Genomic DNA, 26,282 nt, shown 5'->3' on the forward strand with positions numbered 1-26,282 from the left:
TCCCACCCCTTTCCCGAAAGTCACTGCTGCTCGAACACCTTGCGCCACGACTCGATGGACGTGAGATCGCGCAACGCCGCGCGGTACTCGCCCTTCAGCCGCTCGAACTCACGCTCCAGTTGCATGAAGTCCTGAACAGCCTGACGCATCAGCATCCGGAACTTCTCCGGGTCCCGCTTGCGGAACGTGGTCCCGCGGCCGTCCGCCGTCGCCACTGTCGCGCCGTCGATCCGGGACATCAGGTACCAGCGCGCGTCCTGGGCCGAGATGTTCAGCTGGGGCCGCTCATGGTGCTCCGGCCGCGGCTTGCGCAGGTTGTGCACCAAGCCCTCCAGCAAGGTCCGGCCCATCGCGATCGGGTTGTCCGGACGGTGCGAGAAGTGCGCGGCGTGCGCGGCTGTCATCGACGGCAGCGGCAGGTCCCTGGCCGAGCCGACCACGCGGCCGTCGTCGAACTGGGCCCGCAGCTCGCGGACCTCGGCCAGCGCCGTGGGCAGCATCTCGAACAGCCGGTCCGGGCCGGCCATGAAGTCCTGGATGGCCCGGTGGTGCAGCGCGACCGTCGAGTACTGCAGGCTGAGCAGGTTCACCAGGGTCGACCTGAGGCTGCTCTTGACCAGGCCGCGCGGCTTGCGGTCGTCGCTGTACAGCGCGGCCACGATCAGCCGGTTGCGGAAGTGGAAGTACGCCTGCCAGTCGGTGCCGTCGTCCTTGTTCGACCACGGCATGTGCCAGATCGCCACGCCGGGCAGGCTGGCCGTCGGGTAGCCGGCGGCCGCCGCGCGCAGGCTGTACTCGCTGTCGTCCCACTTGATGAACAACGGCAGCGGCAGGCCCAGCTCCTCCACCAGCCGCCGCGGGATCATGCACATCCACCAGCCGTTGTAGTCCACGTCGATCCTGCGGTGCAGGTTCACCGACTTGGGGTGGCGCAACGGCCGCTTGACGAAGTCGTGGTCGGTGGCCGCGTACGGTGCCGCGTTCCACATGAACGGGCCGCGGTCGACGATCTCGCCCATCGAGTGGAGGTGCGAGCGGGCCTGCAGGTTGAGCATGTGCCCGCCGACGATCATCGGCTGAGCGGCGAACCGGGAGAACGCCAGCGCGCGCAGGATGCAGTCCGGCTCGATCACGATGTCGTCGTCCATCAGCAGGACCTGGTCGCAGTCGGTGTCCGTGACCGCCTCGAACATGCCGCGCGCGAACCCGCCGCTGCCGCCCATGTTGGCCTGGTCGCGCATACGCAAGCGGTCCCCGAGCCGGGCCGCGGCCTCCGCGTAGCCCGTCGCGTCCCGCACCTTCTTGGTGCCCTGGTCGGCCACGACCACGGCGGTGATCGCCGCGAGCACGAGGTCGTCCTCGCCGATCGCGGTCAGCGCACCGACGCAGTCGTCCGGCCGGTTGAACGTGGTGATGCTGATCGACACCGAGCCCCGGCCGGGCGCCGGCGACGTGGCGTACCAGCCGCTGTCGGTGATCTCCAGGTCGTCGCTCTCGCTGGTGACGTTGAACCAGTACCAGCCGCCGTCCTCGAACGGCGCCAGCTCAAGGTCGAACGACACCGGGCCGGCCTTGGCCACGGCCAGGCCGCGGACGTGGATCTGGGTGCCGTCGCCCTTGGACCGGTAGACGTCCACCCGGCAGGCCGCCGACACGTTCAGCCGCAGCACGACCGACTCCAACGTGGTCCAGCGGCGCCAGTAGCTGGCGGCGAACCCGTTGAAGTAGGTGGCGAACGAGATCTCCGAGTCCGGCCCGATCTGCAGCGCGGTCCGGCTGAGCGAGCGGGCCCGGCGGGCGTTGCCCGTGTCCTCGTCGAGGTAGAGGGCACGTACATCCAATGGGTCACCGATGCGCGGGAAGATCACTCGCTGCAGCAGCGCCCCGCCGTACGTCTCCGGCCCTGCGGCCGCCTTGGGAGCCGCCTTCTGGGCCGCGCGCGGGGTGTCGGCGGTCTTCGTAGCCATTGAGCTGTCTGTCCTCCCGCGGGCGACACCCGCGTCTGTGGTCGTCAAATTCCGAAACGCCGCAAACCGTCCCCCATCGGACGCGACGACGTTCAGATCCCAACGTACAGTGCATTACGCTGGGTCACACGGGCGCCTTGAACACCACTGTCCGTAGTATCACGAAGTTGATCGCCGTGGCCACGCCCTGCGCGATGATCCACGCGACCGTGACATGCCCCCGGAAGTCGCCAAGAACACCCAGCATCCAGGCGTTCATCCCGATGTTCACGAAGAACGTGACCGTGTACAGCAACGCGAACTTCGCCACCGACCCCGTGCCGCCGGACGCGTTGTTGAACGTCCACCTGCGGTTGAGCAGGTACGCGGTGGTCGTGCCCAGGACGAAGCTCATCGCCTTGGCCCCGTGTACCCAGATGCCCAGCGCCAGGAATCCCTGGTAGGTGCCGTAGTCGACCAGCGCGGACAGCCCGCCGACGAGGACGAACCGGGTGATCTGGGTCAGTAGGCCGATGGTGCGCGGCTCGGCGTTCACGGCTGTCACCACAAAGTTCCTCACTGCTGCCATGGCCCTGCATCCTCACGGGCAGTCTACGAGGCGGCGGCCGGTAGGGTGAGCCGGGTGGATGCCGAGTTGCGAACGCTCGCCGGCTGGGGACGGACCGCGCCGAGCACCGCACGAGTCATGGTCCCGTCGAACGTCACCGAGGTCCGTGAAGCGCTGCGGGACGTGGACGAACGCGGTGTGATCGCGCGTGGTCTCGGCCGCGCGTACGGCGATCCCGCGCAGAACGCGGGCGGCCTCGTGCTGGACATCACCGGCCTGAACCGGATCCATTCGATCGACGCGGACGCGGCCACGGTCGACACGGACGCCGGCGTGAGCCTGGACACCCTGATGCGACGGCTGTTGCCGTTCGGACTGTGGCTGCCGGTGCTGCCGGGCACCCGCCAGGTCACGGTCGGCGGGGCGATCAGCGCGGACATCCACGGCAAGGCGCACCACGTGGAAGGCAGCTTCTGCGAGCACGTCCAGTCGATGGACCTGGTCACCGCGGACGGCGAGGTGCACACGCTCACCCCGGACGGGCCCGAGGCGGAACTGTTCTGGGCGACCGCGGGCGGCATGGGCCTGACCGGTGTGGTGGTGCGGGCGACGCTCCAGCTCAACCGGGTGGAGACCGCGTACTTCCTCGTCGACACCGACCAGATCGACAATCTCGACGACCTGATGGCCAAGCAGTCCGTTGACGACGAGAAGTACCTGGAGTCGGTGTCCTGGTTCGACTCGACCACCACCGGTCCGCATCTCGGTCGCGGGACGCTGACCAGGGCGAATCATGCCACCCTCGACGACCTGCCGGGCAAGCTGAAGGCGAACCCGCTGAAGTTCGACGCGCCGCAGCTGGTGACCATCCCGAACATCGTCCCGCCGGGGATGTTGAACAAGTACACCGCGCGGATCTTCAACGAGCTGTGGTACCGCAAGTCGCCGACGAGGCAGGGCGCCGTCCAGAACATCACGATGTTCCTGCACCCGCTGGACGTCATGGGCGAGTGGAACCGGCTGTACGGCCCGCACGGCTTCCTGCAGTACCAGTACGTGATCCCGTTCGGCCGGGAGGACGCGGTCAAGCAGAGCGTCCGGATGATCGCCGAGTCCGGGCACGTGTCAGCGTTGAACGTGCTGAAGCGGTTCGGCGCCGGCAACCGCGCCCCGCTGTCGTTCCCGGCGCCGGGCTGGACGCTGGCCGTGGACATGCCAGCCAAACGGGGCCTCGGTGACCTGTGCACCGCGCTGGACGAGCTGGTGCTGGCCGCCGGTGGCCGGCTCTACCTGGCCAAGGAGTCGCGGACCACGGCCGAGGCGGTGCAACGGATGTACCCGCGGATCGACGAGTGGCGCAAGGTCCGCGCCGCCGTCGACCCGCACGGAATCTTTGTTTCGGACATGGCCAGAAGGTTGAGGCTCACGTGATCGACGCAGTTGGCAGCCCCCAGTCCCTGCTGGTGCTCGGCGGCACGTCCGAGATCGGCCTGGCGGTCGCCGAGCAGTACGCCGGCAGGCGCCCGATGCGGATCACGTTGGCGGCCCGCCCGTCGGAACGGCTCGACGCGGCGGTGGAACGGCTTCGCAAGGCCGGTGCGACGGTGAGCACGGTCCCGTTCGACGCCCGCCAGCCGGACACCCACACCGAGGTGATCGAGAAGGCGTTCGCCGACGGCGACATCGACCTGACGCTGGTGGCGTTCGGCGTGCTGGGCGACCAGGAGGAAGCCTGGACCAATGTGGACGTCGCCAGGGAGTTGGCCGAGGTCAACTACGTGGCCGCGGTGACCGTCGGCGTGCCTTTGGCCGAGCGGTTGCGCAAGCAGGGCCACGGCGTGATCGTGGCGCTGTCCTCGGCCGCGGGTGAGCGCGCGCGGCGGTCGAACTTCGTGTACGGCTCCACCAAAGCCGGTTTCGACGCGTTCTACACCGGCCTGACGTACGCGTTGAAGCCGCACGGCGTGACCGTCAGCGTCATCCGGCCGGGCTTCGTGCGCACGAAGATGACCGACGGCCTCGACGCCGCCCCGCTGTCCCAGTCCGCCGAGCAGGTCGCGGACATCATCGTCAACACCGTGCGCAACCGCCGCGAACAGGCCTGGGCACCGGCCGCGATGCGACCGGTGATGACCGTCCTGCGGCACGTGCCGCGGGTGATCTTCCGCCGGCTGCCGTTCTAGGCCGGCAGGTAGACCGCCAGGCCGAGGCTGAGCACCCAGGCGAGTCCGAGGATCTGCAGTACCCGGTCGCGCATCGCGATCTCCTCGGGTTCGCCGGCGGTGCCGCCGTCGACGTCCACCGCGTAGCGCAGCACGGCCAGCACGAACGGGATCATCGACACGGACGACCACGTCGGGTGGTGGCCGAGGCGGATCTCGAACGCCCACAGGCCGTAGCTCATGATCAGCACGGCGGCCGAGGTGGCCCAGACGAACCGCAGGTAGCTCGGCGTGTACTTGGCCAGCGAGGCACGGATCTTCGCGCCGGTCCGCTCGAACAGCATGATCTCCGCGTACCGCTTGCCGGACACCATGAACAGCGAACCGAACCCGGTGACCAGCAGGAACCACTGGGACAGCGCGATACTGGTGGCCGCGCCGCCGGCGATCGAGCGGATCAGGAAGCCGGACGCGACGATGCACAGGTCCAGCACGGTCTGGTGCTTCAGGCCGAAGCAGTAGCCGAGTTGGATGACCTCGTAGATCGCGATCACCAGCGCCAGCTGCCAGGTCGCGACCAGGGACAACCCGAGCGCGCCGAGGAACAGCACGATCGAGACGCCGTAGGCGAGCCGGACCGGCAGCACGCCCGCGGCGATCGGCCGGTGGCGTTTGGTCGGGTGCGCCCGGTCGGCCTCGACGTCCATCGCGTCGTTGACGAAGTACACCGCGGACGCCGCCAGGCAGAACGCCACGAACGCGACGGCCGCGTTCAGCAGCACGTGCCCCTCGGTGATCTTGCTCGCGGTGAACGGCGCGGCGAACACCAGGACGTTCTTGACCCACTGGCGTGGCCTGGCGGTCCGGATGATCCCGGCCACCAGGCCGCCCCGCTTCTGGTTCACCTCGTCCTGCGGGACATCGGGCGACTCAGTCGCGGTTTCGACCTCGTTGCTCATCGCGTTCCTTCCGGCGAGACAGCTTTCGTCGCACGACACCGCCGATGACGGCGCCGAGGACGGAGCCGGCCAGCACATCGCTGGGGTAGTGGACCCCGAGCACCATCCTCGACAGGAGCATCGGCGGAACCAGCACTGGTGATAGCCGACGGTTGAGCAATCCCCCATAGAGAACAGCCGCGGCGGTGGTCGAGGTTGCGTGCGCGGACGGAAAACTCAGCCGGGACGGCGTCCCGACGAGGACCTGGACACCCGAATCGTCCGGTCTTGTCCGTTTCACCACGCGCTTCACCACGACGGACGCCGCGTGGGCGCCGAACACGCCGCCGGCCGCGATCAGCCAGTCCTTGCGGCGCTCACGGTCGACCAGGGCGCCGACCGCGCCCACCGCGAGCCAGCCGATGCTGTGCTCGCCGAACACGGACATGCCGCGCGCCACCTTGACCACGATGGGCTTGGCGATCGCGCCCTGCACTCCGCGCAGCACGGCGATCTCGGGCGACGTGGACTCAGCCATCGAACGACCCGTCCAGCGGCGCGCCCTCGGTCAGGTGCGGGGCGACCTTGTTGTCGAACACGCTCAGCGCCGACCCGATGGCCATGTGCATGTCCAGGTACTTGTACGTGCCCAGCCGGCCGCCGAAGATCACGTTGCGGTTCGCCGCCTCGCCCTTGACCAGCTCGCGGTAGCGCTCCAGCTTGTCCCGGTCGTCCGGCGTGTTGATCGGGTAGTACGGCTCGTCGTCGTCCTTGGCCATCCGCGAGTACTCGCGGACGATGACGGTCTTGTCGGTCGGGTACTTCCGCTCCGGGTGGAAGTGCCGGAACTCCAGGATCCGGGTGTACGGCACGTCCTCGTCCGGGTAGTTCATCACCGGGGTGCCCTGGAAGTCGCCGGTCGTGCTGACGACCTCCTGCTCCAGGTCGACCGTGCGCCAGCCCAGCCGGCCCTCGGCGTAGTCGAAGTAGCGGTCCACCGGGCCGGTGTAGACGGTCGGCGTGCCCGCCGGGATCTGCTCACGCACCTCGAAGTAGTCCACGTTCAGCCGCACCTCGATGTTCGGGTGGTCGGCCATCCGCTCAAGCCACTTCGTGTACCCGTCCTTGGGCAGGCCCTCGAACGTGTCGTTGAAGTAGCGGTTGTCGTAGTTGTAACGGACCGGCAGGCGGGTGATGATCCCGGGCGCGAGCTCCTTGGGGTCGGTCTCCCACTGCTTGGCGGTGTAGTGGCGGATGAACGCCTCGTAAAGCCTTCGGCCGACCAGCGAGATGGCCTTCTCTTCGAGGTTCGTGGCGTCCTCGGTCCGGAACTCGGACGCCTGCTCGGCGATCAGTTGGCGGGCCTCGTCCGGGGTGAACGCCCGGCCGAAGAACTGGTTGATCATCGCGAGGTTCATCGGCATCGGGTACACCTGGCCATGGTGGTTGGTGAAGACCCGGTGCTGGTAGCGGGTGAACTCGGTGAACTGGGTGACGTAGTCCCACACCCGCTTGTTGGACGTGTGGAACAGGTGGGCGCCGTACTTGTGCACCTCGATCCCGGTCTCCGGCTCGGCCTCGGAGTAGGCGTTGCCACCGATGTGCGACCGCCGTTCGAGGATCAGCACCCGCTTGTTCAGCTGGGTGGCGGTACGTTCGGCCACGGTGAGGCCGAAGAATCCGGCTCCCACGATCACCAGGTCATAGCCATCGAAGCTCACGAGCTTCGAGGGTAGCGGCCGATTGCCGGATGAGATCGGGCAGCCCCCGTGCGTGGTCTCCCCCGACCACCGCACGAGGGCGTTACCCCCGCCCCTCCCGCTGTGTGCTCCCCGCACATGACAGAGAGACGTCGGCGACCGGGCGCCGGTTCCGTCGCATCACTCGTTCGGCCTAGCGCAGGGCCGGCAAGACCTCGGCGGCGATGTCCTCGACGAGCTGTTCGGATCCGGCGAACACGCCGTCGTGCCGGGGCCACGGCACCGTGACGTCGCTGAAGCCGAGCCGCTCGGCCTGGCCGAGCACGTCCCGGAAGTGCTCGACGCTGGTCAGGACGTTCGCCGGGGCGGCGTCCAGGTTCAGGTAGCGGTCGATCGTGCCCGGCGCGCGGCCCTCTGCCGCGAGCACGTCGTCGAACCGGCCGACGGTCTCCGCCACCGACTCCCACCAGCTCGACATTTCGACCATGTCGGCGCGGTCGCCACCTGTGGTGACCCACCCGGCGCCGTAGCGGGCCGCGATCCGCATGGTCCGCGGACCGTTCGCGGCCACCACGAACGGCAGCCGCGGCTTCTGCACGCAGCCAGGCGCCATCCGGGCCTCGACGGCTTCGAAGTACTCGCCCTGCCAGGTTGTGCGGTCCTGGCGCAGCAACAGGTCGAGCAGCTCGACGAACTCCGCGAACCGGTCCGCCCGCTGCCTTGGCGGCATCGACCTGTCGCCCATCACCTGGGTGTCGTAGCCGGTTCCGCCCGCGCCGACACCGAGGATGAACCGGCCGTCGGACACGTCGTCCATGGCGGTCAGCTCGCGGGCGAACGACACCGGGTGCCGGAAGTTGGGGGTCGCGACCCAGGTACCGAGCCGGATCCGGCTGGTGACCATGGCGGCCGCGGTCAGCGTGGGAACGGCACCGAACCACGGGCCGTCGACCAGCGTGCGCCAGCCGAGGTGGTCGTAGGTCCACGCGTGGTGGAATCCGTACTCCTCAGCGGCCCGCCACTTCGGTTCCGCCACCCACCACCGGTGTTCGGGCAGGATTTCGATACCAACTCGCACAGTGACCGACCGTATCGTGTCCTCCTGACGGCGCAACGCGCTACACCCAGAAAGGGGATCAAGTTTTCGATAACGGTCGGACACATGACCACGGTCACAGAGCCGCGAACGCCTGAGTTGATCGGGCAGGATGAGACATGTGCGGAGACCAGGCCTGGTGGCGTCGGACGTGGACGGGACGCTGCTGGACGCCATGGAGCAGGTCAGCCAGCGGACCGCACGGGTGGCCGGCCGGGTGATCGCGTCCGGCACGCCGTTCGTCCTGGTCAGCGGTCGACCGCCGCGCTGGATCCCCCGGGTCGCGGACGCGGTCGGGCTCACCGGGTACGCCGTGTGCGCGAACGGGGCCGTCGTCTACGACATCGGCAACGACCGAGTGGTCAGCGCCCACACCCTGGATCCGGTAAAGCTCAACGACGTGGTGCACTCGTTGGAGCGGGCGATGCCAGGCATCCGGGTGGCCGCCGAGCACCCCGCGCCCGCGGGCTACCAGGGCACGCCGTTCCTCACCGAGCCGTCGTACGCCAACCCGTGGGGCGACGGCGAGAACAACATCGCGTCCCGCGCCGAGGTGCTCGGCCGGACCGCGGTGAAGCTGCTGGTCCGGCACGAGGGGATGACCAGCGGCGAGATGTCCAGGCTCGCGAACACGGTGCTGGACGACAGCGTCACGGTCACGTTCTCCACCAACCGCGGGCTGATCGAGATCTCGGCGCCCGGCGTCACCAAGGCGACCGGCCTGGCTGAGGCCGCCGCGCTGCTGTCGCTGGACGCGTCGAGCGTGATCGCGTTCGGGGACATGCCCAACGACGTCGAGATGCTCCGCTGGGCAGGACACGGCGTCGCCGTGGCCAACGCCCACGACGACGTGCTCGCGGTGGCCGACGAGGTCACCGCGCCGAACACCGAGGACGGCGTGGCCCAGGTGCTGGAGCGCTGGTTTTAGCCGGCCGTGTCGGACATCCGCTGCAGGACGCTCCGGTCGAGCCGGTACACGTGCACGGCGCCCTGGTGGAACTCCTCGGTGAGGCCCGCGATGCCCTTCAGGTTCGCGAAACCGGACGGGAAGCTGAAGGACGGCGCGCCGACCCAGTTCTCCGGGCTGACCGGTGAGCCGATTCCCGGCGGCGACTCGTCCACGTAGACCCACGTGATGTTCAGGTCGAGGATCGACTTCCTGATCGTGGGATCCGTCGGGTACGTGTTGAACTTCTGCATCAGCTTGTAGGTGTACGGCACCCCGTACACACCCAGCGTGCTCAGGTTGACCACCGGGATCTTCTTCTCCACGTACAGGTACGTGGACCCGTCGTTGGCCGAGTTCATCACCCGCTCGCCCGGTCCGACCCGACCCGGAGCGGCCAGGAAGTCGAACGCCGCCTGGTCCTCCGCCGTGATCCGCCACAGGTCCGGCGCGCCATAGCGGGTGGCCAGGTAGCGCTCGTTGGTATCGGCGTACGTCCTGGCCGGGCCGGCCAGGTACGGGATCATGATCAGGGCCACCAGCGCCGCCGCCACCCAGCCGATCCGGGCGCGGCGCAGCGGTGGCCGGCGGGCCAGCCAGGCCGCGATCCACCGGGCGGTGAGCACCACGCCGAGCGCGGCCAGCACCGGGACCAGCAACGACTGGTGGCCCCTGATCCGCAGCATGGCGTTGTAGAAGAACCCAGTCACGGACGTCTCGAAACCGGTGCCGGGGCTAAGGAAGGCGCCGAGCACGATGACCGACCACACCCCGTACGCCGCGACCGGACCGAACCCGCGTCGGGTCAGCAGGACCGCGGCGATGCCGAGCACCGCGAGGCCGAACGCCACCACCTGGCTGCGCCCGTCGTACGTGGGGATCCAGCCGGCGTAGGGCAGGCTGAACGTCTGCCCCAGCGCGTTCGGGAAGGTCAGCTTGCCGAAGTCAGGCGGCCAGGTGCTGGTGATTCCGGACGCCTTGAACGCCTGGATCAGGTACGGCGAGGCGACCACGGCCGTGGCCACGACGGCGGCGAGCAGCGAGAGCAGCTGTCCGCCCAGCCGGCGCAGGCCACCCCGGGTGAACGCCTCACCGATCCACCAGGCGACCAGCGTCACCCCCACGCTGGCCGCGGAGCTGGGATGGGCCGCGAAGACCCCGGCGCAGGCGACCCCGGCGGCGACCGCGGCCGGCCAGTCCCGCCGGCGCAGGGTCAGCAGCACGGCCACGACCCCGAGGAAGAGGGCGAGCGAGACCATGTTGGCGAGGATCCCGCCGGCCTCGGCCATGTGGATCTCCGGCGACTGCAGCCCGCCGACGACGATCACGGCCACACCCGAGCCGGCCACCGCCATGCCCTGGTTCACCCCGGCCCGGCGCAGCGCCACGTAGGCGAGCGCCGCTTCGGCCATGCCCAGGCCGACCGTGCACATCACGACGGTGATCGCGTTCAGCCCGACGATCGGGCTGCCCATGACGCCGCCGGTCACGGCCGCCAGCAGGTGCATGCCGGACGGGTAGAAGCTGGTCGGCTGGCCGGAGAGCACGTCGACCGGCATCAACTGCCAGGGAGCGCCGCGCCCGGAGTACTGGATGTAGGCGGTCAGCGCCGAGTGCCCGATCGTGTCGTGCTCCTGCGGCACCGCACCCAGCTCGTGCAGGCCGGACATCCACATGTGCAGGCTGTACGCGACACCGATCAGGGCGAGCACGACACCCACCGCGATCGTGACCCGCTGTGAGCGCGGGATCAACGGTCGGGCGTCGTCAGGTTGGCTCTGCCGGCCGCGTACCCAACGGAAGACACCGACCGCCACCAGCAGTGCGACGACGACACTGAGGCTCACCGGGCCGAACGGGATGCCGACGAGTCCGCAGAGGATCGCCGTGATCGCGGCCACACCGATGGACGCCGCGGGGCCGGCACCGAGCACCCAGACGACCCGGCGTACCCGCAACGCGAACAGCAGGGCCGTCCCCGGCAGCACCGAGACGACGAGGGCGACCAGCAGCCCGGGAAGTGCGCCGATGGTCATGAGACGCCTGCTGAGGGGTGTCCACACCGCATGCCACGGATCCTGTCAGACGGCGGTGACCACGGGCGGTGGGGGCATGTGTCCCCTCTGTCCATGTCATGGTCAGCTTGCCGGTACCCTGGCGTGGTCTCGCCGCCTGACCACTGGGGAAGGACCCAATGGACCACCCGCGCACCAGTTGCGAGCTGACGATCGTCATGCCCTGCCTCAACGAGGCAGAGACGCTGGCGACCTGCATCCGTAAGGCGCAGGGCTACCTGGAACGGTCCGGAGTGGACGGTGAGGTGCTGATCGCGGACAACGGCAGCACCGACGGATCCCAGGAGATCGCCCGTGGCCTGGGCGCACGCGTGGTCGACGTGGCGGCCAAGGGCTACGGCAACGCCCTGATGGGCGGTATCCGCGCGGCCCGCGGCACGTACGTGATCATGGGCGACGCGGACGACAGCTACGACTTCTCGTCGCTTGAGCCGTTCGTGGCGAAGCTGCGCGAGGGCTACGACCTGGTGATGGGCAACCGGTTCAAGGGCGGGATCGAGCCGGGCGCGATGCCCCCGCTGCACAAGTACCTGGGCAACCCGGTGCTGTCGTTCATCGGCAAGCTGTTCTTCAAGGCCCCGGTCACCGACTTCCACTGTGGACTGCGGGGCTTCCGCCGCGAGGCCATCCTGCGGATCGGCCTGCACACCTCCGGCATGGAGTTCGCCAGCGAGATCGTGGTCAAGTCCTGCCTGTCCGGACTGCGCATCGCCGAAGTGCCCACCACCCTGAAGAAGGACGGCCGCAGCCGGCCACCGCACCTGCGCAGCTGGCGCGACGGCTGGCGGCACCTGCGGTTCCTGCTCATCTACAGCCCCCGCTGGCTGTTCCTCTACCCCGGCCTCGCCGCCCTCGTTCTCGGCTTGGCCGCGACCCTGGCCCTGATGTTCGGCCCGATCGCGATCGGCGGTGTCGGGTTCGACGTCGCCACCATGCTCTACACCGCCGGCATCGCCGTCCTCGGCTACCAGGCCGTGCTGTTCTCCGTGATGGTGAAGCTGTTCGGCGCCCGGGAGCAACTGCTCCCGATGAGCCCCAGGTACAAGCAGCTGGTCGAACGGTTCACCGTCGAACGCGGGCTGGTCCTCGGCATGGTCATCTTCCTGGCCGGCATCGTGCTCGCCGTCCTCCAGCTGGTGCTGTGGGGCGACACCGGGTTCGGCAAGCTGGACGCCGCCGCGACCATCCGGGTGGCCATCCCGGCGATGCTCGGCATCATCCTCGGCTTCCAGACGATCATGTTCAGCATGTTCGCCGGTGTCCTCAGCATCCCCACCTCGGCGGACACCGACAGCCAGTTCAACCAGGCCGAGCAGCCGGCCGACCAGGGCGAACTGGTCGCCTAGGGCCTGTATCGAGGTCCCCGTTCGATGAGAGTCGGGATCGGGGCGGTTCCTGGCCCTAAGCGTTCGTCATCTCCGAACGGGACTCCAGGAGCTGGATGCGTTTCTCCAGCTCCTGTTTCGTCTCCTCGAGTTCGCAGCGCACCAGCGCGGTTTCCTCCACCGAGGTGCGTACCTCTTCCTCAAGGTGGCCGACCTCCGCGCTCAGGTGCAACGCCACCATGCCCAGCACACCCAGGGCGAGGAACAGCACGAAGTTCGACACCGTGATGAAGTGCATCAGGCTGCTCAGCCACTCCGCGACGCCGGGCACGGCGCCGAGGACGGCCACGCCGATGGCCAGCAGCAGCCAGATGCCGGCGTACTTCTCGCGGAGTTTCCGCCTGCGCATCATCTCGACGACGATGAGCAGCACGAGGACCGCGACAACGATGCTCAGTACGCGCCAGGCAGCCATGGGTGGTTCTCCTACGCCGAATCCGACTGGTCCGCCGCGGGCCTGCGGCGGACCAGGGCGAGCAGCAGGGCGAGTCCGGCGCGGCTGAGGTAGATCGCCGCGCGGACAGGCGACGCGCTCGGCCGTCCCGACATCCGTTCCAGCATGACGACCGGGATCTCCTTGACCACCAGCCGGGCGCGTAACGCCATCACTAACGACTCGACCGTGTCGCCGAGGTACTCGGCCGGGTAGTAGCGGGCGAACAGTTCGACCGCGCGCGGCCCGGCCGCCTTGAACCCGGACGTGACGTCGGTCAGTTTGGTCCTGGCCAGCCGGGAGAACACGACCGACAGCACGACCATCGCCCAGCGCCGGGGGCCGCCGGCCCTGTACGTGCCGCGGCCGGCGAAGCGGGAGCCGATCACCAGGTCGGCGTCGTCCAGGCCGGCGAGCAGCGCGGGGAGTTCACCCGGGTCGTGCTGCCCGTCCGCGTCGACCTGCACGACCACGTCGTATCCGCGGGACTTGGCGTAGCGGTAGCCGGTCCGCATCGCGCCGCCGACACCCAGGTTCACCGCGAGCCGGGCCACACTGGCGCCGGCCTCGCGGGCGCGGTCCGAAGTGTGGTCCGTCGAGCCGTCGTCGACGACGAGAATGCCCGCGTCCGGCAGCGCGGCGCGGACCTTGGTGACCACGGCGCCGACGTTGTGCTCCTCGTTGAGCGCCGGCAGCACGATCAGGACACGTCGATCGGGCACGTCAGGACCTTACCCGCTCGCGTTGGCCCTCGATCTCGTAGACAGTGGCCCCCTCGTTGTGGAAGACCTGCTGAAAACCCCTGGTCGTGGCCAGGTCGACGAAGCCGGGGGAGGTCGTGTAGTCCCGGACCATGCCGGTGCCGACGATGACGTACCTGATCTTCAGGGTGTCGAGCGCGGCGCGGACCCGGGGGTCGGTGTTCAGCCGGTTGAGGTTCTCGGTGAGGTACGCGGCGTCGCTGTGTTCCGCGCCGTAGTACGTCCATTCCGCCGGTCGCACGCCGGCGAGCGCGTACATCCAGACCGAGCCGTCGTGGAAGTCGTTCATCACGACCTCGCCGGGCCGGACCTGGGTGGCCAGCCAGGCGTACCCGGCACGTTCGGCCGAGCTGACCGCCGGACCGTCGGTGTACCTGGTCGCCAGGCGTTCGGTGTTGCGCGGGATGTACGCGCCCGCGGCGAGCACGGCGCACACCAGCACGATGGCCAGCCCGAAGACGGCGGCCGGCACCCGGGTCACCTTGCGGCCGAGCCATTCACCGGTCTTCCACACGAACACGCCGAACGCGACCGCGCCCGGCAACGGCAGCAGCGCGGCCAGCCGCCAGTGGTCGTTGTAGAAGATCCCGGTGAGCACGTCGACGATGTGCAGGTCGAGCGAGACCGTCGCCGCGTACAACAGGCCGAACAGGGCGTACGCGCCGACGAGCCACACGAGAAGGCACTGCCGGGCCATGATCACGATGCCGATGAACGCGGGGATCCCGATCGCCCACAGTGGATAGTTGACCACCCCGGAGAACGTGAGTGCCTGGGTGAACGCGGCGGCCTGGGTCGCTTCGGGTGGCCACTGGGCGCTGGTGACCCCGCTGGCCCCGGCCAGCGAAGGCAACACGAGTGGAGCCGCGACCACACCGACAATCACGACGGTCGCGATCATCGCCGGCGCACTGGCGCGCCAGTCGACAGGTTCGAACCGGAACAGGCCGGCGAGCAGGATCAGCACGAACAGGACGACCAGGACGAACGCGAGGCTGGTGTGCAGACCGGCGAGCCCGGCCGCGGCCACCGCGGCGACGATCGGACCGGTCGCGCCCCTGTTCCTCAGGACGAGGGTGGCGGTGGCCAGAATCGCCGGCAGTAAAGCGATCCCGGCCACGTACGGCCACAGTGGACCGCGGGCCAGCGAGTCGTACGGGAACGGCGAGAACCAGGTGGACACACACGCGGCGGCCGCGGCGGCGACCGGCGGGAGCCGCCAGGCCAGGCACATCGCGGCGATGCCTAACGGCCACGCCAGGATGCCCATCAACGCACCCAGGTTCAACAGGTGCGGCATGTCCAGGCCGCCCTTGTCGAGCACCAGGGCCAGCAACGCGTGGTAGGTGTCCGGGTAGAAGTAGTCGGTGTTGGTGGGCTGGTTGGCGATCGTGCCGATGGTGGACGGCAGGGTCGAGCCGTGTTCGGCGATCCACCGCACCAGGTTTCCGTGGTACGGCGCGTCCCAGTCCTGGTTGACCCAGTCGAGGCTGGTGATGCCGCCCAGGAACGTGACCACGCCGACGGCCATCCCGGCCACGACCCCGCCGCCGACCATCAGGTGCTGGCCGAGCGTGCGCCGCTTTTCGGAATCGGTTCCGTTCGCCGTGCCGCGCCGGGAGACGAAAAACACTATTACGAAACCGACAATCGAAACCGCGGCCGTCCAGATCGCGAAGTCCAGCAGATCCCAACGGATTCCCAGCCGGCCGAGCAGGTAGCCGCCGACGGCGACGATTCCGAACGTCAACGCGGGTGCGGCGGCCGCCAGAATCCAGCCCCGCAGTTTCACCGCCGCGCCGAAAACCAGTCCGGGCAGCCAGAAAGCCAGCAGAAGCAGCGCCACGGCGGCACCTTAGCGGGCAGTCGTCCCGTCATCGACGGCGACCTCGTGATCGGTGGATGACCGGTGTGCCAACGAGACGAGACCAAGGCTCACCAGCAGTCCGAACGTCGGCCCGACAATGAGTCCGACGGTCGCCCGGAGAAGCGGGTCACCGGGCCAAAACGCGAGGGTCAGCGCAGTGGAAACCGCCACCACGGCCCACGTCGACAGCACGTGGTCGACCCTTTTACCGGCCACCATGACCGCGGCCAGCAATTGGATCATCGCCAGCAGCACGGCGGACCACATCAGTCCGGCGACCGCCCAGCCGGCCACCACGTAGTCGTGACCGTAAAGCAGCCGAACGAGCCACGGCCCGATCAGGAACGCCAACCCGGCCGCGATCGCCGCGAGGACGAGCCCGCCGACGGCGCCGAGCGTCAGCAGCTGGCGGAGCCTGCGCCGGCCGTCGTCGCTCGCCGACAGCCGGACCACCATCGGCACGGCGAGCGCCTGGACAGCGGCGAACAGCAACAGCGGGATCCGAGCCACAGCGAGCGCCGCATAGAACCCGCCGAGTTTCGTGCTGTCGCCGCCGGGCGCCAGGAGCGCGACCATCGCGGGGAAGCCGGTGATGACGCTCGCGGTGAGCGCCGCGCCCAGCAACAGCGTCAGCACGCGGCGGGCCACCGGACCCCAGTCGTCGCCGTGCACGGACCTGTCGATGTGCCGGCCGGCGCGGCGGACGAACAGCAGCCAGGCGAACGATCCGAGCCCGACGGCGACGCCGAACGGCACCATCTGACCGAGTCCGACCGCCACGAGCACGCCGACGACCACCGGCCGGATCGCCGCCTCCGTGACCAGCAGCCACGAGTACGACGTCACCTCGTCGCGGCCGATGAGCAGGCCACGTACGGCGAACTGGGCGGCGAACGCGATCCCGGCGACCAGCACGATGACACCGAGTTCGTAGTGCCCGGCGAAGAGTTTCGCGTTCACGGCCGGGATCAGCGGAATCAGGCCGACCACCACGACGACCACGGTGGCGACGCTGAACGCGCGCACCACGTCCACGCCGACCTTGCCCTGCTTGACCTGTGCTTCCGCCGACAGGCGCGCGACTTCCTGTTCCAGCGGGGAAAGCGCGCTGCCCACGCCGAACAGCAGGCCCCAGAAGGTCATGAACGTCGTGTACTCGGCAGGCGAAAGGATCCGGCCGACCGCGACGGTGAGCACGTAGCCGAGGATCGAACCGGCCAGCATCGCGACACCGATCTTGCTGACGCTCTTGGTGCCGCTCATCGACGTCGGCGAGCGGCGAGCGCAAGCCCGCGCAGGGCGCCGGCCAGGAAGCTGAATCCGAACAGCGGCAGCAGTCGGGCGAACGCCTTGGCCTCCGACTTGGTGGCGCCGAAGCGGCGCACCGCGACCCCGGCGGCCGCCGACCCGGCCATGCCCACTGCGATCGCGGTTTTCGGTCGCCGCAGCAGCAGCGCCACACTGGCCAGGCCAACGCCCACCACGGCGAACAGGCCGCGCCGGGCTGGGCCTTTGGACTGCAGGTACCCGTCGACGAACGTGGTTCCTCGAAAGAACGCGTGCTTGGTGAACTTCGCCAGCGAGTCCCGGCCGTGGTACGTGCAGGAGAACTCCGGTGCGAGCCAGATCCGTTCCCGTTCGGCGATCCAGCGCAACAGCCGGGTGTCGTCGCTGGCCAGGCGCTGGTCGTCGTACAACGACTCGAACTGCTCGGTGGCCTGCTCGAACAACGCGCGCGGCGCCGCGAAATACCCTGTTCCCTTCGGGAAGACGTCGAACTCGTCGATACTGAACGACATCAGCCGGGGATTGCCGAAATACCGCCGCCACGGGATCTTGACCATCGCGGAAAGAAACCCACTGTACGGATTTCCGTCGTCGTCGATGCGTACGTGCCCGGTCCAGACCCGGCGGTCGGGATGCGCGCGGAGTTGGTTCTTGAGGAATGCGAGCGCCGACTCGTCGACGATGATCCGACTGTCCACCAGCAGCAGCATTTCGCCGGACGCCTTCGCCAGCCCGGTCCGGCGGGCCGCGAACCGGCCCTTGTTGGCCTGAGTGATCACTACGATCCCGTGTTCCGCCGCCAGCTGCACCAACGCCTGCGGTGTCCCATCGGTGCTGCCGTCGTCGACGACGATGATCTCCGCGGGCCATTCCGCTTGCCGCGTCGCGGCGACGACGGCGGTGACGCTGCGCGTGATCCACTCTTCCTCGTTGAACACCGGAATGACGATGCTCAAGGACGGCTGATTCGCGTTCATCGGGTGCGACAGTACTCTGTGCCGCGTGATCTCCTTCATTGTCGGTACGACCGCTGAGCTGATCAAGATCGCGCCTGTGCACCACGCGATCGCCGCCCGCGGCACCCGGCCGCAGCTGTGGTTCACCGCCCAGCACATGGACAAGATCGCGGAGACGTTGGCCGACTTGAAGCTGCCCGAGCCGGACGTGTGGCTCGTCCCGAAGGCCAAGGCGGTGCACGTGAACCGGCCCGCGCAGGTGCCTGGGTGGGCCGCGACGGTCGCGAGCACGGCGTGGAGCCGTCGCGCCGAACTACGGGACGTGTTGACGTCGGACGGCCGGCCGCCGCTGGTGATGGTGCACGGCGACACGTTCTCCACCCCGTACGGCTCGTTCGTCGGGAAGAAGGTGTTGCGCGCACGCGTCGCGCACATCGAGGCGGGCATGCGCAGCGGCAGCGCGACAAGCCCGTTCCCGGAGGAGATCAACCGCCGGATCGCAACCCGGCTGACCGACATCCACCTCGCGCCGACCCACCGCGAGGTCAAGAACCTGGCGCACGCCCGCGGAATCGTCGTCGACACCGGCGCGAACACCGTCATCGACTCGGTCCGCGCGGCGATGACCGCGGACGTGACCATGCCTGACCTGCCTGCCGAGTTCGGCCTGGCCACCCTGCACCGGTTCGAACTGGTGTCCCGTGAGGACAAGTTCCGTGAAGTCCTGCACATGTTGCGGGACGCCAGCAGGCAGACGCCGATCCTGTACCTGGCCGGCGCGCCCGAGCGGGAACGGATCGAGAACCTGGGCCTGGGCGGCGTTTTCGACGACGAACGCTTCCTGATGCGCCCCAAGGTCCGGTACACCGAGTTCCTGCCGCTGCTCACCAGGGCCAAGTTCGTCGTGACGGATTCCGGTGGGCTGCAAGAGGAATGCGCGTACCTCGGCGTGCCGGCGGCGATCCACCGGGAACGGACCGAACGCCATCAGGGACTGGACCGCAACATCGTGCTGACCGAGATGCGCGCGAACAAGTTCGCCGCGTTCCTCGCCGACTACGAGTCGTTGCGGTTCCCGTCCCTGATGGACAAGTACCACCCCACCGAGATCATCGCGAACACGTTGGGGCAGCTGGGTTTCTGCTAGGCCGGTTCGATTACCTCAAGGCCGCCGAGGCCGGGCCGCAGCGCCGCCGGGACCACAACGGACCCGTCGGCCTGTTGGTGGTTCTCCATGATGGACGCGATCCACCGGGTGGTGGCGAGCGTGCCGTTCAACGTCGCCGCGGTCTGCGGCTTGCCGTCCTCGTCGCGGTACCGCACACCGAGGCGGCGCGCCTGGAACGTGGTGCAGTTCGAGGTCGAGGTCAGCTCGCGGTACGCCTGCTGCGACGGGAACCACGCCTCGCAGTCGAACTTGCGGGCCGCGCTCACCCCGAGGTCACCCGCCGCGGTGTCGATCACCCGGTACGGCACCTCGATCTTGGTGAGCATCTCCTCCTCCCACGCCAGCAGCCGGGCGTGCTCGGCGCCGGCGTCCGCGGGCTTGCAGAAGGTGAACATCTCGACCTTGTCGAACTGGTGCACCCGGATGATCCCGCGGGTGTCCTTGCCGTACGAACCGGCTTCCCGCCGGAAGCACGACGACCAGCCCGCGTACCGCCGCGGCCCCTTGGCCAGGTCCAGGATCTCGTCGGCGTGGAAGCCGGCGAGCGGCACCTCGGACGTCCCGACCAGGTACAGGTCGTCGTCCTGCAGGTGGTACACCTCGGTCGAGTGGGCGCCGAGATAGCCGGTGCCGCCCATGATCTCCGGCCGGACCAGCGCCGGCGTGATCATCACCTGGAACCCGTTGGCCACGGCCTGCTGCACGGCCAGGTTCAGCATGGCCAGCTGGAGCTGGGCACCGATGCCGGTGAGGAAGTAGAACCGCGAGCCGGACACCTTGGCGCCACGTTCCATGTCGACCGCGCCCAGCCTGGTCATCAACTCCAGGTGGTCGGCCACCTCGAAGTCGACCGGCTTGGGCTCGCCGACGTGCTTGAGGACGACGTAGTCCTGCTCGCCACCAGGCGGCGCCGCCGGGTCGACCACGTTCGGCACCGCCCGGTGCAGCGCGGCCAGCGACTCCTCGGCCTCGGCCTGCTCGGCCTCGGCCGCCTTCACCTCGGCCGCCAACTCCTTGCCCTTGGCCAGCAGGGCGTCGCGCTCCTCGCCGCGCGCCTTGCCGACCTGCCGGCCGAACTGCTTCTGCTCGGCCCGCAGCCGGTCGGCCTGGGACACGGAACCACGCCGACGCTCGTCCGCGGACAGCAACTGGTCGACCAGCCCCTCATCCTCGCCGCGGGCGCGCTGGGACGCACGCACAGCCTCCGGGTCGTCGCGCAGCATCCGTAGGTCAATCATGACAAGAAGGGTAGTAACCGCCGCCGGGGTAGCTCGACCGGGTTTAGCTGATGGAGACCGCGATGATCAGGCCGAGGGCGAGGTGGGCGGCGGCGACCACGAGGCTGGCCGGCGAGTACGTCTCACTCTGGATCAGGGTGCCGATGTCGATCCGGGTGGCCCACTCCAGGATCCGGATCGCGAGCACCTGCACGACGATGCCGACCAGGCCGTACACCAGGGCCGTGATCAGGCCGGCGGTCAGGTCGCTGTCCGAGTTGTTGATCGCGACGACGATGATGAACGCCATGCTGATCAGGCCGGCCGAGGTGACCACCACGGCGTTCGGCTTGCCTGTGCGCACCAGGTCGGACAGCTTGCCCGGGGTGGTCCAGTCGATCGCGTAGAAGCCGAGCAGGACCAGCACCAGGCCGACGATCGCGTACAGCGCGATGGCGCCGATCCCCTTGCCGAGCTGCGAGCCGAAGTCGTCACTGAGTGCGAGGAGAGTGGTCACGGGGTTCCTCCGGCCTAAGTGGACTCTGTCGTGCGTGAATTATCACGATTCCGGGATGCGGTGGGGGACAAACGCCGCACCGTCGTCCGTAACGAGACCCGCGGTCTCCCGGATGCCGAGTCCGGCCGCCGAGTCCCCGATGATCCACGCACCCAGCGCCGGCCGGAACCCGTCGAACTCGGGCAGCGGGTCGAACGCCTGGTAGACGTACCCTTCCCGGCCGTAGACGCCGCCGGTCTCGGTCTCGTAGCCGGGCGCGACGATCTGGACGTTCGCGCCCTCCCGGCCCAGCCGCGGCTTGCGCACGTACTCGGTGAGGATCCCCGGCTCGTCCAGGAACGCCGGCAGCAGGTTCGGGTGCCCCGGGTACATCTCCCAGAGCACCGCCAGCAGCGCCTTGTTGGACAGCAGCATCTTCCACAGCGGCTCGATCCACATGGTCTGCGGCAGGCTCTCCGCCGCGCGCCGGCCGAACTCCTCCTCGACCACCCATTCCCAGGGATAGAGCTTCACGACCGTGTTCATCGGCGCTTCCTCAAGGTCGACGAAGCGCTTGAGCAGGGGGTGCCAGCCGATCTCCTCGATCGCCAGGCCGACCGTGTCCAGCCCGGCCTCGGCGGCGGTCTCCTGCAGGTATGCCGTTGTCACGTGGTCCTCGCCGGTCGGATCCGCCGTGGACCACGTGAAGTGCAGCTCGTTGGACGGGAGCCGCTCGCCGATCTCGGTCCAGCGTTCGACCAGCTTCTCGTGGATGGAGTTCCACTGGTCGTCGTCCGGGAACACCTCGGTCTTCCAGTACCACTGCACGACCGCGGCCTCGAGCAGCGAGGTCGGCGTGTCGGCGTTGTACTCCAGCAGCTTCGCCGGGCCCGAGCCGTCGTAACGCAGGTCGAACCGGCCGTAGACGTGCGGGTCGTGCCGTCGCCACGACTCGGCGATCAGCGGCCATGTCCACTCCGGGATGCCGAAGTCCTTGTACCGCTTGGTGGTCACGACCGTGTCCACGGCCTCAAGGCACATCGAATGCAGCAGTTCGACGTCCGCCTCAAGGGACAGGATCTCGTCGAGCGTGAACACGTAGTGCACCGACTCGTCCCAGTACGGCCGGCTGGCGCCGGTGCCGTCCCTGGCCGGGGTGCCGAACACCAGACCCTGCTCGGCGACCTTCTCCGGCCAGTCCGGACGCGGTCGCGAGGACTCCCGACGCACTCAGCTGCCTCCGCTCTTGCCGCCGCTGCCGCCCCCGCTCGACCCGCTCTTGCCACCGCCGGTGCCCGCGGACGTCCCGCTCTTCACGCCGAACCCGCCGCGCTGGACCGTGGTGCCGGACGGCGTCTTGACCGTGGTCCGGCCGCTGGGCGCCACGGTCGAGCCACCCGCCATCTGGTGCGTCACCGGGTTGGGCGAGCCGCCGTAGTAGTAGTGGTACTGGCGGACACCGCCCGGATAGGGCAGGAAGAAGAACCCGCCGCTGTAGTAGCCGCCATGGCTGTTGACGTAGTCCTCGGTGCAGATGTTCTCGTCGCCCGACAAGGTGCTGGAGTCGTCGACGCAGCTCGCGGTGACCTCGCCCTTCGGCGCGGCCGCGTACCAGACCGCGACGGTCGCGGCGAGGCCGACGACGACACCCGTGCCGATCATCACCCGGCGGCGGCCGAGCGACTTGCGCTCGGCGTCGACCACAGCGACCTGGCGCTCAGCCTCCTCCTGCTCGGCCCGGCGCATGGCGCGCTGCTCGGCCAGCGTCGGCTCCCGTGGCGTGGTCGACTCGTCCTGGTACCGCATGCTGCCGCGCCTTGGCTTCGGCTGCTCCGGCTCGGCGGCACCGGACTCGCCGGCGTCCTTGGTCGGCTCGGTGTCGTCGTGGTTGTCAGTCATCCCGGCCCTCCCTACGCGGACAGTACATACGCCGAAGGTCGACTGAGGTGGCGGTGTCCTGATCGCAACACACATCATTCACCCCGGCGGAGTACGGCATGATGGAACTGATGTCGACGAGCGCCGAGCGGTTCCGAACCTTGAGCACCCGCCTGGTCATGGGTGGTGCTTTCGTTGGCGCGCTGGTCGTGCTGACGCTCAGCATGGTCTTCTCCTGGCCGGTCGGCGGCACCGCCAACGCCGGCGCCAATGATCCGGCCGCCAACCTGGCCGCCGCGTTCGACGCGCCGCCGGGCAGCTGCCTGACCTGGAAACCGGACGGCTCGGACATGCGTCCGACTGGGTGTGACCAGCCACACCTGTTCGAGGTCACCGGCGATGTGGACATCTCGGGCGAACACGGCCCGAACGACCCGTCACCCACGGCGGACGCCTGGCGGGACATCGCCAAGCAGAAGTGCGCCACGGGCGCGACCGCCTACCTCGGCGGCAAGCTCGACCCGTTCGGCCGGTACAGCGTCGGCGCGCTGAAGCCGTCGGACGACCAGTGGCGCTCCGGCGACCGCAAGCTCCGCTGCGGCCTGCAGCGCCAGGGGCCGACCGGCAAGATCCTGGTGCCGACGACCGGCTCGGCCAAGGGCCAGGACCAGTCGGACGTCTACGACGTGGGCACCTGCCTGGCGCTGGCGGACAAGACGTACGGCGACCCGGTCCCCTGCAAGGACGCGCACGCGTTCGAGATCGTCGGCGTGGTCGACCTCGGCAAGGTTCACCCGGACGGGTTCCCGTCCGACGAACAGCAGCAGGCCGCGATGCTCGACAACTGCACCAAGCAGGCCGCCGAGTATTCGAGCAACCTGAACCTCGCGGACAAGGGCCTGTCGCTCACCTGGGACACCCGCAAGCAGGAGAGCTGGGATGCCGGCTCGCGCAAGGCCGTCTGCAAGGTCGGTGCGCCGCTGAAGGACGGCACCGGGCTCGCGCCGGTGAGCGGCAGTGTGAAGAACGCGGGCGCCCCGGCACCCCCGCCGTCGTCGGTCGCCTCGTCCACGCCGCCCAGCCAGCCAGGCGGCTGACATGCCGGTGGAGATGACCCGGCAACGGTTCGAAGAGCTGGTGAGCGAAGCCCTCGACCTCATCCCGGCCGAGTTCGCCAAGGCCATGAGCAACGTCGTGGTCCTCGTCGAGGAGCACCATCCCGAGGACCCGACGATCCTCGGGCTGTACCACGGCGTCGCGCTGACCGAGCGGACCTCGCAGTACGCGGGTGTGCTGCCGGACCGGATCAGCATCTACCGGCAGCCCATCCTGGCCATCTGCCAAACCGAGGACGACGTGGTCGACGAGGTGGCCGTCACCGTCGTGCACGAGATCGGCCACCACTTCGGCATCGACGACAACCGGCTGCACGACCTCGGCTGGGGCTGACGCTCAACCCTTGACGCAGACCACCTGCTTCAGCTTCGCGACCACTTCGACCAGGTCGGACTGGTTCGCGATGACCTCGTCGATGTCCTTGTACGCCGCCGGGATCTCGTCGACCACGCCCGAGTCCTTCCGGCACTCCACGCCCTTCGTCTGCTCCGCCAGGTCCTCGGCGCTGAACTGCTTGCGCGCCTTGGTCCGCGACATCCGGCGGCCGGCGCCGTGCGACGCCGAGGAGAACGAGTCCGGGTTGCCCAGCCCGCGGACGATGTACGAGCCGGTGCCCATCGAGCCCGGGATGATGCCCAGGTCGCCCTGGCCGGCCCGGATCGCGCCCTTGCGGGTGACCATGACGTCCTCGCCGAAGTGCGTCTCCTCCGCCACGTAGTTGTGGTGGCACGAGATCGGCTCTTCGAACGTGACCTGCGGGAACTGGTCGCGCAGCACACCGCACACCAGCCGCAGCATGACCGCGCGGTTGCGGCGCGCGTAGTCCTGCGCCCAGTACAGGTCATGGCGGTACGCGGCCATCTCCGGCGTGCTGGCGAGGAACACCGCGAGGTCGGGGTCCGGCAGCTCGGCGTTGTGCGCCAAGCCCTTCGCCACCGAGATGTGGTGCTGCGCCAGTACGTTGCCGACGCCACGCGAACCCGAGTGCAGCATCACCCAGACCTGGCCGGTGGTGTCCAGGCAGACCTCGATGAAGTGGTTCCCGCCGCCGAGCGTGCCCATCTGGTGCAGCGCACGGTCCAGCTCCGCCTTGGCGCCCTCGGCGAGGGAGTCGAAGCCGCGCCAGAACGTGGTCCAGTCTGCCGCGTCACGCTCGTCGAACGCGGACGCGCGGTGCATCCCGAACCCGACCGGCACGGCCTTCTCGATCTCGGCCCGGACCCGGCCGAGGTCGTCCGGCAGGTCGTTGGCGTGCAACGAAGTCCGGACCGCGGCCATGCCGCAGCCGATGTCCACGCCGACCGCCGCGGGCGACACCGCGTCCCGCATCGCGATCACGGACCCGACTGTGGCGCCCTTGCCGTAGTGCACGTCCGGCATCACAGCCACGTGCTTGAAAGCCCATGGCAGCGCGGCGATGTTGTGCAACTGGCGCATGGCCTGCTCCTCGACCTGGTCGGGTCGAGTCCAGAGTCGGATGTCCACGTTCTGGCCGGGGATCACGGTCGCGTTCACGTCACCCAGGCTAAGGTGCGTGATCACGGTGGCACGACTGATATTCCGCGTGACACGATCGCGCGCGTGTTCACCGAACAGGCATGGACCAGGACCGAACGGCTGCAGCGAGCCATTGTCGAGCTGCCGTTCAACACGGAGCTGGCCGCGGGCACGCTGTCCCCGGAGCGGTTCCGGTTCTACCTGGCCCAGGACGCCCGCTACCTGGTCGGTTTCGGCCGGGCCCTCGCGATCGCCGCGGCCCGCGCGGACGACCACGACGAGGTCGCGTTCTTCGCGGCGAGCGCACACGACGCGGTCGTCGAGGAACGCCGCATGCACCAGAGCTACTTCGCCCGCTTCGGGATGTCCGAGCCGGACCTGGCCGCGATCGGGACGTCCCCGACCTGCCTGGCCTACACCTCGTACCTGCTGGCCGTCGCGCAGACCGGCTCCTACGCCGAGTTGGTCGCCGCGCTGCTGCCGTGTTTCTGGGTCTACCACCACGTGGGCACGGACATCCTGAACAGGCAACACGGCGAGAACCCGTACCGCGAGTGGATCGAGACGTACGCCGACGAAGGTTTCGGCGAGGCCGTGGCGAAATGTCGAGCCGCCGCGGACCGTACTTTTTTCACCGTCGACAGCGATACACGGGAACGGATGTTCGCTGCTTTCCAACAAGCGACGGAGTACGAGTGGTTGTTCTGGGACAGTGCCTGGCGGCTGGAGACATGGCCGACAGCACGTTTCCGTAACTGACTGACTACGTTACAGATTTCCGCAAACGCCT

25 protein-coding genes are annotated in these 26,282 nt (G+C 68.8%); 8 read left to right on the forward strand and 17 right to left on the reverse strand.

From position 1 onward, the window contains the following. Nucleotides 1-20: 20 nt before the first annotated feature. Both EV192_RS01220 and EV192_RS01225 read right to left on the reverse strand, forming a co-directional pair. Nucleotides 21-1,967 (reverse strand): glycosyltransferase, encoded by a 1,947-nt coding sequence (locus tag EV192_RS01220; protein ID WP_132110248.1) that lies wholly within the window; start codon nt 1,965-1,967, stop codon nt 21-23. A gap of 124 nt (nt 1,968-2,091) precedes the next feature. Next, nucleotides 2,092-2,535, reverse strand: coding sequence for a GtrA family protein (locus EV192_RS01225; protein WP_132110250.1), 444 nt, complete (start codon nt 2,533-2,535; stop codon nt 2,092-2,094). A 54-nt stretch (nt 2,536-2,589) separates the two neighbouring features. Here EV192_RS01225 and dprE1 point away from each other — a divergent pair, with 54 nt between their 5' ends. Both dprE1 and dprE2 read left to right on the forward strand, forming a co-directional pair. After that, nucleotides 2,590-3,945: a decaprenylphosphoryl-beta-D-ribose oxidase gene (gene dprE1 / locus EV192_RS01230; protein ID WP_279492620.1), complete on the forward strand. Its 1,356-nt coding sequence runs from the start codon at nt 2,590-2,592 to the stop codon at nt 3,943-3,945. After that, a complete protein-coding gene (gene dprE2 / locus EV192_RS01235) occupies nt 3,942-4,697 on the forward strand; it encodes a decaprenylphospho-beta-D-erythro-pentofuranosid-2-ulose 2-reductase (RefSeq protein WP_132110252.1) in 756 nt (251 codons plus the stop codon). Before dprE1 ends, dprE2 begins: the two co-directional genes overlap by 4 nt. Here dprE2 and EV192_RS01240 read toward each other — a convergent pair. From EV192_RS01240 to EV192_RS01255, 4 genes are all read right to left on the reverse strand, one after another. Further along, entirely contained in the window at nt 4,694-5,635 is a 942-nt protein-coding gene (locus EV192_RS01240; protein WP_132110254.1) for a decaprenyl-phosphate phosphoribosyltransferase, read from the reverse strand. The genes dprE2 and EV192_RS01240 overlap by 4 nt on opposite strands. Next, nucleotides 5,607-6,152: a phosphatase PAP2 family protein gene (locus tag EV192_RS01245; RefSeq protein WP_132110256.1), complete on the reverse strand. Its 546-nt coding sequence runs from the start codon at nt 6,150-6,152 to the stop codon at nt 5,607-5,609. The genes EV192_RS01240 and EV192_RS01245 overlap by 29 nt, the downstream gene beginning before the upstream one ends. Further along, the gene (gene glf / locus EV192_RS01250) at nt 6,145-7,335 is read right to left on the reverse strand and encodes a UDP-galactopyranose mutase (RefSeq protein WP_207925855.1); all 1,191 of its coding nucleotides are present in this window, start codon (nt 7,333-7,335) and stop codon (nt 6,145-6,147) included. The genes EV192_RS01245 and glf overlap by 8 nt, the downstream gene beginning before the upstream one ends. A 172-nt stretch (nt 7,336-7,507) precedes the next feature. Then, nucleotides 7,508-8,392, reverse strand: a complete 885-nt coding sequence (locus EV192_RS01255; RefSeq protein ID WP_132110258.1) for an LLM class flavin-dependent oxidoreductase — start codon at nt 8,390-8,392, stop codon at nt 7,508-7,510. A 139-nt stretch (nt 8,393-8,531) separates the two neighbouring features. Between EV192_RS01255 and EV192_RS01260 the strand changes: the two genes are divergently transcribed. After that, entirely contained in the window at nt 8,532-9,338 is an 807-nt protein-coding gene (locus EV192_RS01260) for an HAD family hydrolase (RefSeq protein ID WP_132110260.1), read from the forward strand. Here EV192_RS01260 and EV192_RS01265 read toward each other — a convergent pair. Then, nucleotides 9,335-11,392, reverse strand: coding sequence for a DUF6541 family protein (locus EV192_RS01265; RefSeq protein ID WP_132110261.1), 2,058 nt, complete (start codon nt 11,390-11,392; stop codon nt 9,335-9,337). The two genes, EV192_RS01260 and EV192_RS01265, sit on opposite strands and share 4 nt — an antisense overlap. 158 nt (nt 11,393-11,550) lie before the next feature. On the opposite strand from EV192_RS01265, the gene EV192_RS01270 reads away from it, so the two are divergent. Next, nucleotides 11,551-12,777, forward strand: coding sequence for a glycosyltransferase family 2 protein (locus EV192_RS01270; protein ID WP_132110263.1), 1,227 nt, complete (start codon nt 11,551-11,553; stop codon nt 12,775-12,777). Nucleotides 12,778-12,832: 55 nt separating this feature from the next. Here the strand turns inward: EV192_RS01270 and EV192_RS01275 are convergent, their stop codons facing one another. The 5 genes from EV192_RS01275 to EV192_RS01295 are packed head-to-tail and all read right to left on the reverse strand — an operon-like array spanning nt 12,833 to nt 18,141. Continuing rightward, on the reverse strand, nt 12,833-13,231 hold the full coding sequence (locus tag EV192_RS01275; protein ID WP_132110265.1) for a DUF2304 domain-containing protein: 399 nt from the start codon (nt 13,229-13,231) through the stop codon (nt 12,833-12,835). An 11-nt stretch (nt 13,232-13,242) separates the two neighbouring features. Continuing rightward, nucleotides 13,243-13,971 carry a glycosyltransferase family 2 protein gene (locus EV192_RS01280; protein WP_132110267.1) on the reverse strand — a complete coding sequence of 243 codons (729 nt, stop codon included), beginning with the start codon at nt 13,969-13,971 and terminating at the stop codon, nt 13,243-13,245. Between the two features lies 1 nt (nt 13,972). Continuing rightward, on the reverse strand, nt 13,973-15,856 hold the full coding sequence (locus EV192_RS01285; RefSeq protein WP_132110269.1) for a DUF6541 family protein: 1,884 nt from the start codon (nt 15,854-15,856) through the stop codon (nt 13,973-13,975). Nucleotides 15,857-15,865: 9 nt separating this feature from the next. Continuing rightward, the gene (locus EV192_RS01290; RefSeq protein ID WP_132110271.1) at nt 15,866-17,140 is read right to left on the reverse strand and encodes a lipopolysaccharide biosynthesis protein; all 1,275 of its coding nucleotides are present in this window, start codon (nt 17,138-17,140) and stop codon (nt 15,866-15,868) included. Beyond that, nucleotides 17,137-18,141 (reverse strand): glycosyltransferase family 2 protein, encoded by a 1,005-nt coding sequence (locus EV192_RS01295; protein WP_132110273.1) that lies wholly within the window; start codon nt 18,139-18,141, stop codon nt 17,137-17,139. Before EV192_RS01295 ends, EV192_RS01290 begins: the two co-directional genes overlap by 4 nt. Before the next feature lie 25 nt (nt 18,142-18,166). Here EV192_RS01295 and EV192_RS01300 point away from each other — a divergent pair, with 25 nt between their 5' ends. Beyond that, entirely contained in the window at nt 18,167-19,267 is a 1,101-nt protein-coding gene (locus EV192_RS01300) for a UDP-N-acetylglucosamine 2-epimerase (RefSeq protein WP_132110275.1), read from the forward strand. Here the strand turns inward: EV192_RS01300 and serS are convergent. From serS to EV192_RS01320, 4 genes are read right to left on the reverse strand one after another with little or no spacing between them, the layout of a single operon-like run. Further along, nucleotides 19,264-20,526 (reverse strand): serine--tRNA ligase, encoded by a 1,263-nt coding sequence (gene serS / locus EV192_RS01305; protein ID WP_132110277.1) that lies wholly within the window; start codon nt 20,524-20,526, stop codon nt 19,264-19,266. The two genes, EV192_RS01300 and serS, sit on opposite strands and share 4 nt — an antisense overlap. Nucleotides 20,527-20,569: 43 nt before the next feature. After that, entirely contained in the window at nt 20,570-21,022 is a 453-nt protein-coding gene (locus EV192_RS01310; RefSeq protein ID WP_132110279.1) for a DUF350 domain-containing protein, read from the reverse strand. A gap of 42 nt (nt 21,023-21,064) precedes the next feature. Next, nucleotides 21,065-22,231 carry a glutathionylspermidine synthase family protein gene (locus EV192_RS01315; RefSeq protein WP_132110281.1) on the reverse strand — a complete coding sequence of 389 codons (1,167 nt, stop codon included), beginning with the start codon at nt 22,229-22,231 and terminating at the stop codon, nt 21,065-21,067. Next, on the reverse strand, nt 22,232-22,900 hold the full coding sequence (locus tag EV192_RS01320) for a hypothetical protein (protein ID WP_243726560.1): 669 nt from the start codon (nt 22,898-22,900) through the stop codon (nt 22,232-22,234). 98 nt (nt 22,901-22,998) lie between these two features. Here EV192_RS01320 and EV192_RS01325 point away from each other — a divergent pair, with 98 nt between their 5' ends. Beyond that, nucleotides 22,999-23,976: a septum formation family protein gene (locus tag EV192_RS01325; protein ID WP_243726561.1), complete on the forward strand. Its 978-nt coding sequence runs from the start codon at nt 22,999-23,001 to the stop codon at nt 23,974-23,976. A 1-nt stretch (nt 23,977) separates the two neighbouring features. Continuing rightward, entirely contained in the window at nt 23,978-24,328 is a 351-nt protein-coding gene (locus EV192_RS01330) for a metallopeptidase family protein (protein ID WP_132110283.1), read from the forward strand. Between the two features lie 3 nt (nt 24,329-24,331). On the opposite strand, the gene EV192_RS01335 is transcribed toward EV192_RS01330, so the two are convergent. Continuing rightward, nucleotides 24,332-25,510 (reverse strand): RtcB family protein, encoded by a 1,179-nt coding sequence (locus EV192_RS01335; protein ID WP_207925856.1) that lies wholly within the window; start codon nt 25,508-25,510, stop codon nt 24,332-24,334. Nucleotides 25,511-25,576: 66 nt separating this feature from the next. Between EV192_RS01335 and tenA the strand changes: the two genes are divergently transcribed. Continuing rightward, entirely contained in the window at nt 25,577-26,251 is a 675-nt protein-coding gene (gene tenA / locus EV192_RS01340) for a thiaminase II (protein WP_207925857.1), read from the forward strand. The last annotated feature ends 31 nt before the right edge of the window (nt 26,252-26,282 follow it).

Origin of the sequence: Actinocrispum wychmicini (assembly GCF_004345645.1) — a bacterium.
Lineage (GTDB): Bacteria > Actinomycetota > Actinomycetes > Mycobacteriales > Pseudonocardiaceae > Kibdelosporangium > Kibdelosporangium wychmicini.

Coding starts and splice junctions, on each gene's coding strand:
- EV192_RS01275 (WP_132110265.1), bottom strand. CDS start 13,231: ATGGCTGCCTGGCGCGTACTGAGCATCGTTGTCGCGGTCCTCGTGCTG.
- serS (WP_132110277.1), bottom strand. CDS start 20,526: ATGATTGACCTACGGATGCTGCGCGACGACCCGGAGGCTGTGCGTGCG.
- EV192_RS01220 (WP_132110248.1), bottom strand. CDS start 1,967: ATGGCTACGAAGACCGCCGACACCCCGCGCGCGGCCCAGAAGGCGGCT.
- EV192_RS01320 (WP_243726560.1), bottom strand. CDS start 22,900: ATGACTGACAACCACGACGACACCGAGCCGACCAAGGACGCCGGCGAG.
- EV192_RS01325 (WP_243726561.1), top strand. CDS start 22,999: ATGATGGAACTGATGTCGACGAGCGCCGAGCGGTTCCGAACCTTGAGC.
- EV192_RS01290 (WP_132110271.1), bottom strand. CDS start 17,140: ATGAGCGGCACCAAGAGCGTCAGCAAGATCGGTGTCGCGATGCTGGCC.
- EV192_RS01225 (WP_132110250.1), bottom strand. CDS start 2,535: ATGGCAGCAGTGAGGAACTTTGTGGTGACAGCCGTGAACGCCGAGCCG.
- EV192_RS01330 (WP_132110283.1), top strand. CDS start 23,978: ATGCCGGTGGAGATGACCCGGCAACGGTTCGAAGAGCTGGTGAGCGAA.
- EV192_RS01295 (WP_132110273.1), bottom strand. CDS start 18,141: ATGAACGCGAATCAGCCGTCCTTGAGCATCGTCATTCCGGTGTTCAAC.
- EV192_RS01265 (WP_132110261.1), bottom strand. CDS start 11,392: ATGACCATCGGCGCACTTCCCGGGCTGCTGGTCGCCCTCGTCGTCTCG.
- EV192_RS01245 (WP_132110256.1), bottom strand. CDS start 6,152: ATGGCTGAGTCCACGTCGCCCGAGATCGCCGTGCTGCGCGGAGTGCAG.
- EV192_RS01270 (WP_132110263.1), top strand. CDS start 11,551: ATGGACCACCCGCGCACCAGTTGCGAGCTGACGATCGTCATGCCCTGC.
- EV192_RS01240 (WP_132110254.1), bottom strand. CDS start 5,635: ATGAGCAACGAGGTCGAAACCGCGACTGAGTCGCCCGATGTCCCGCAG.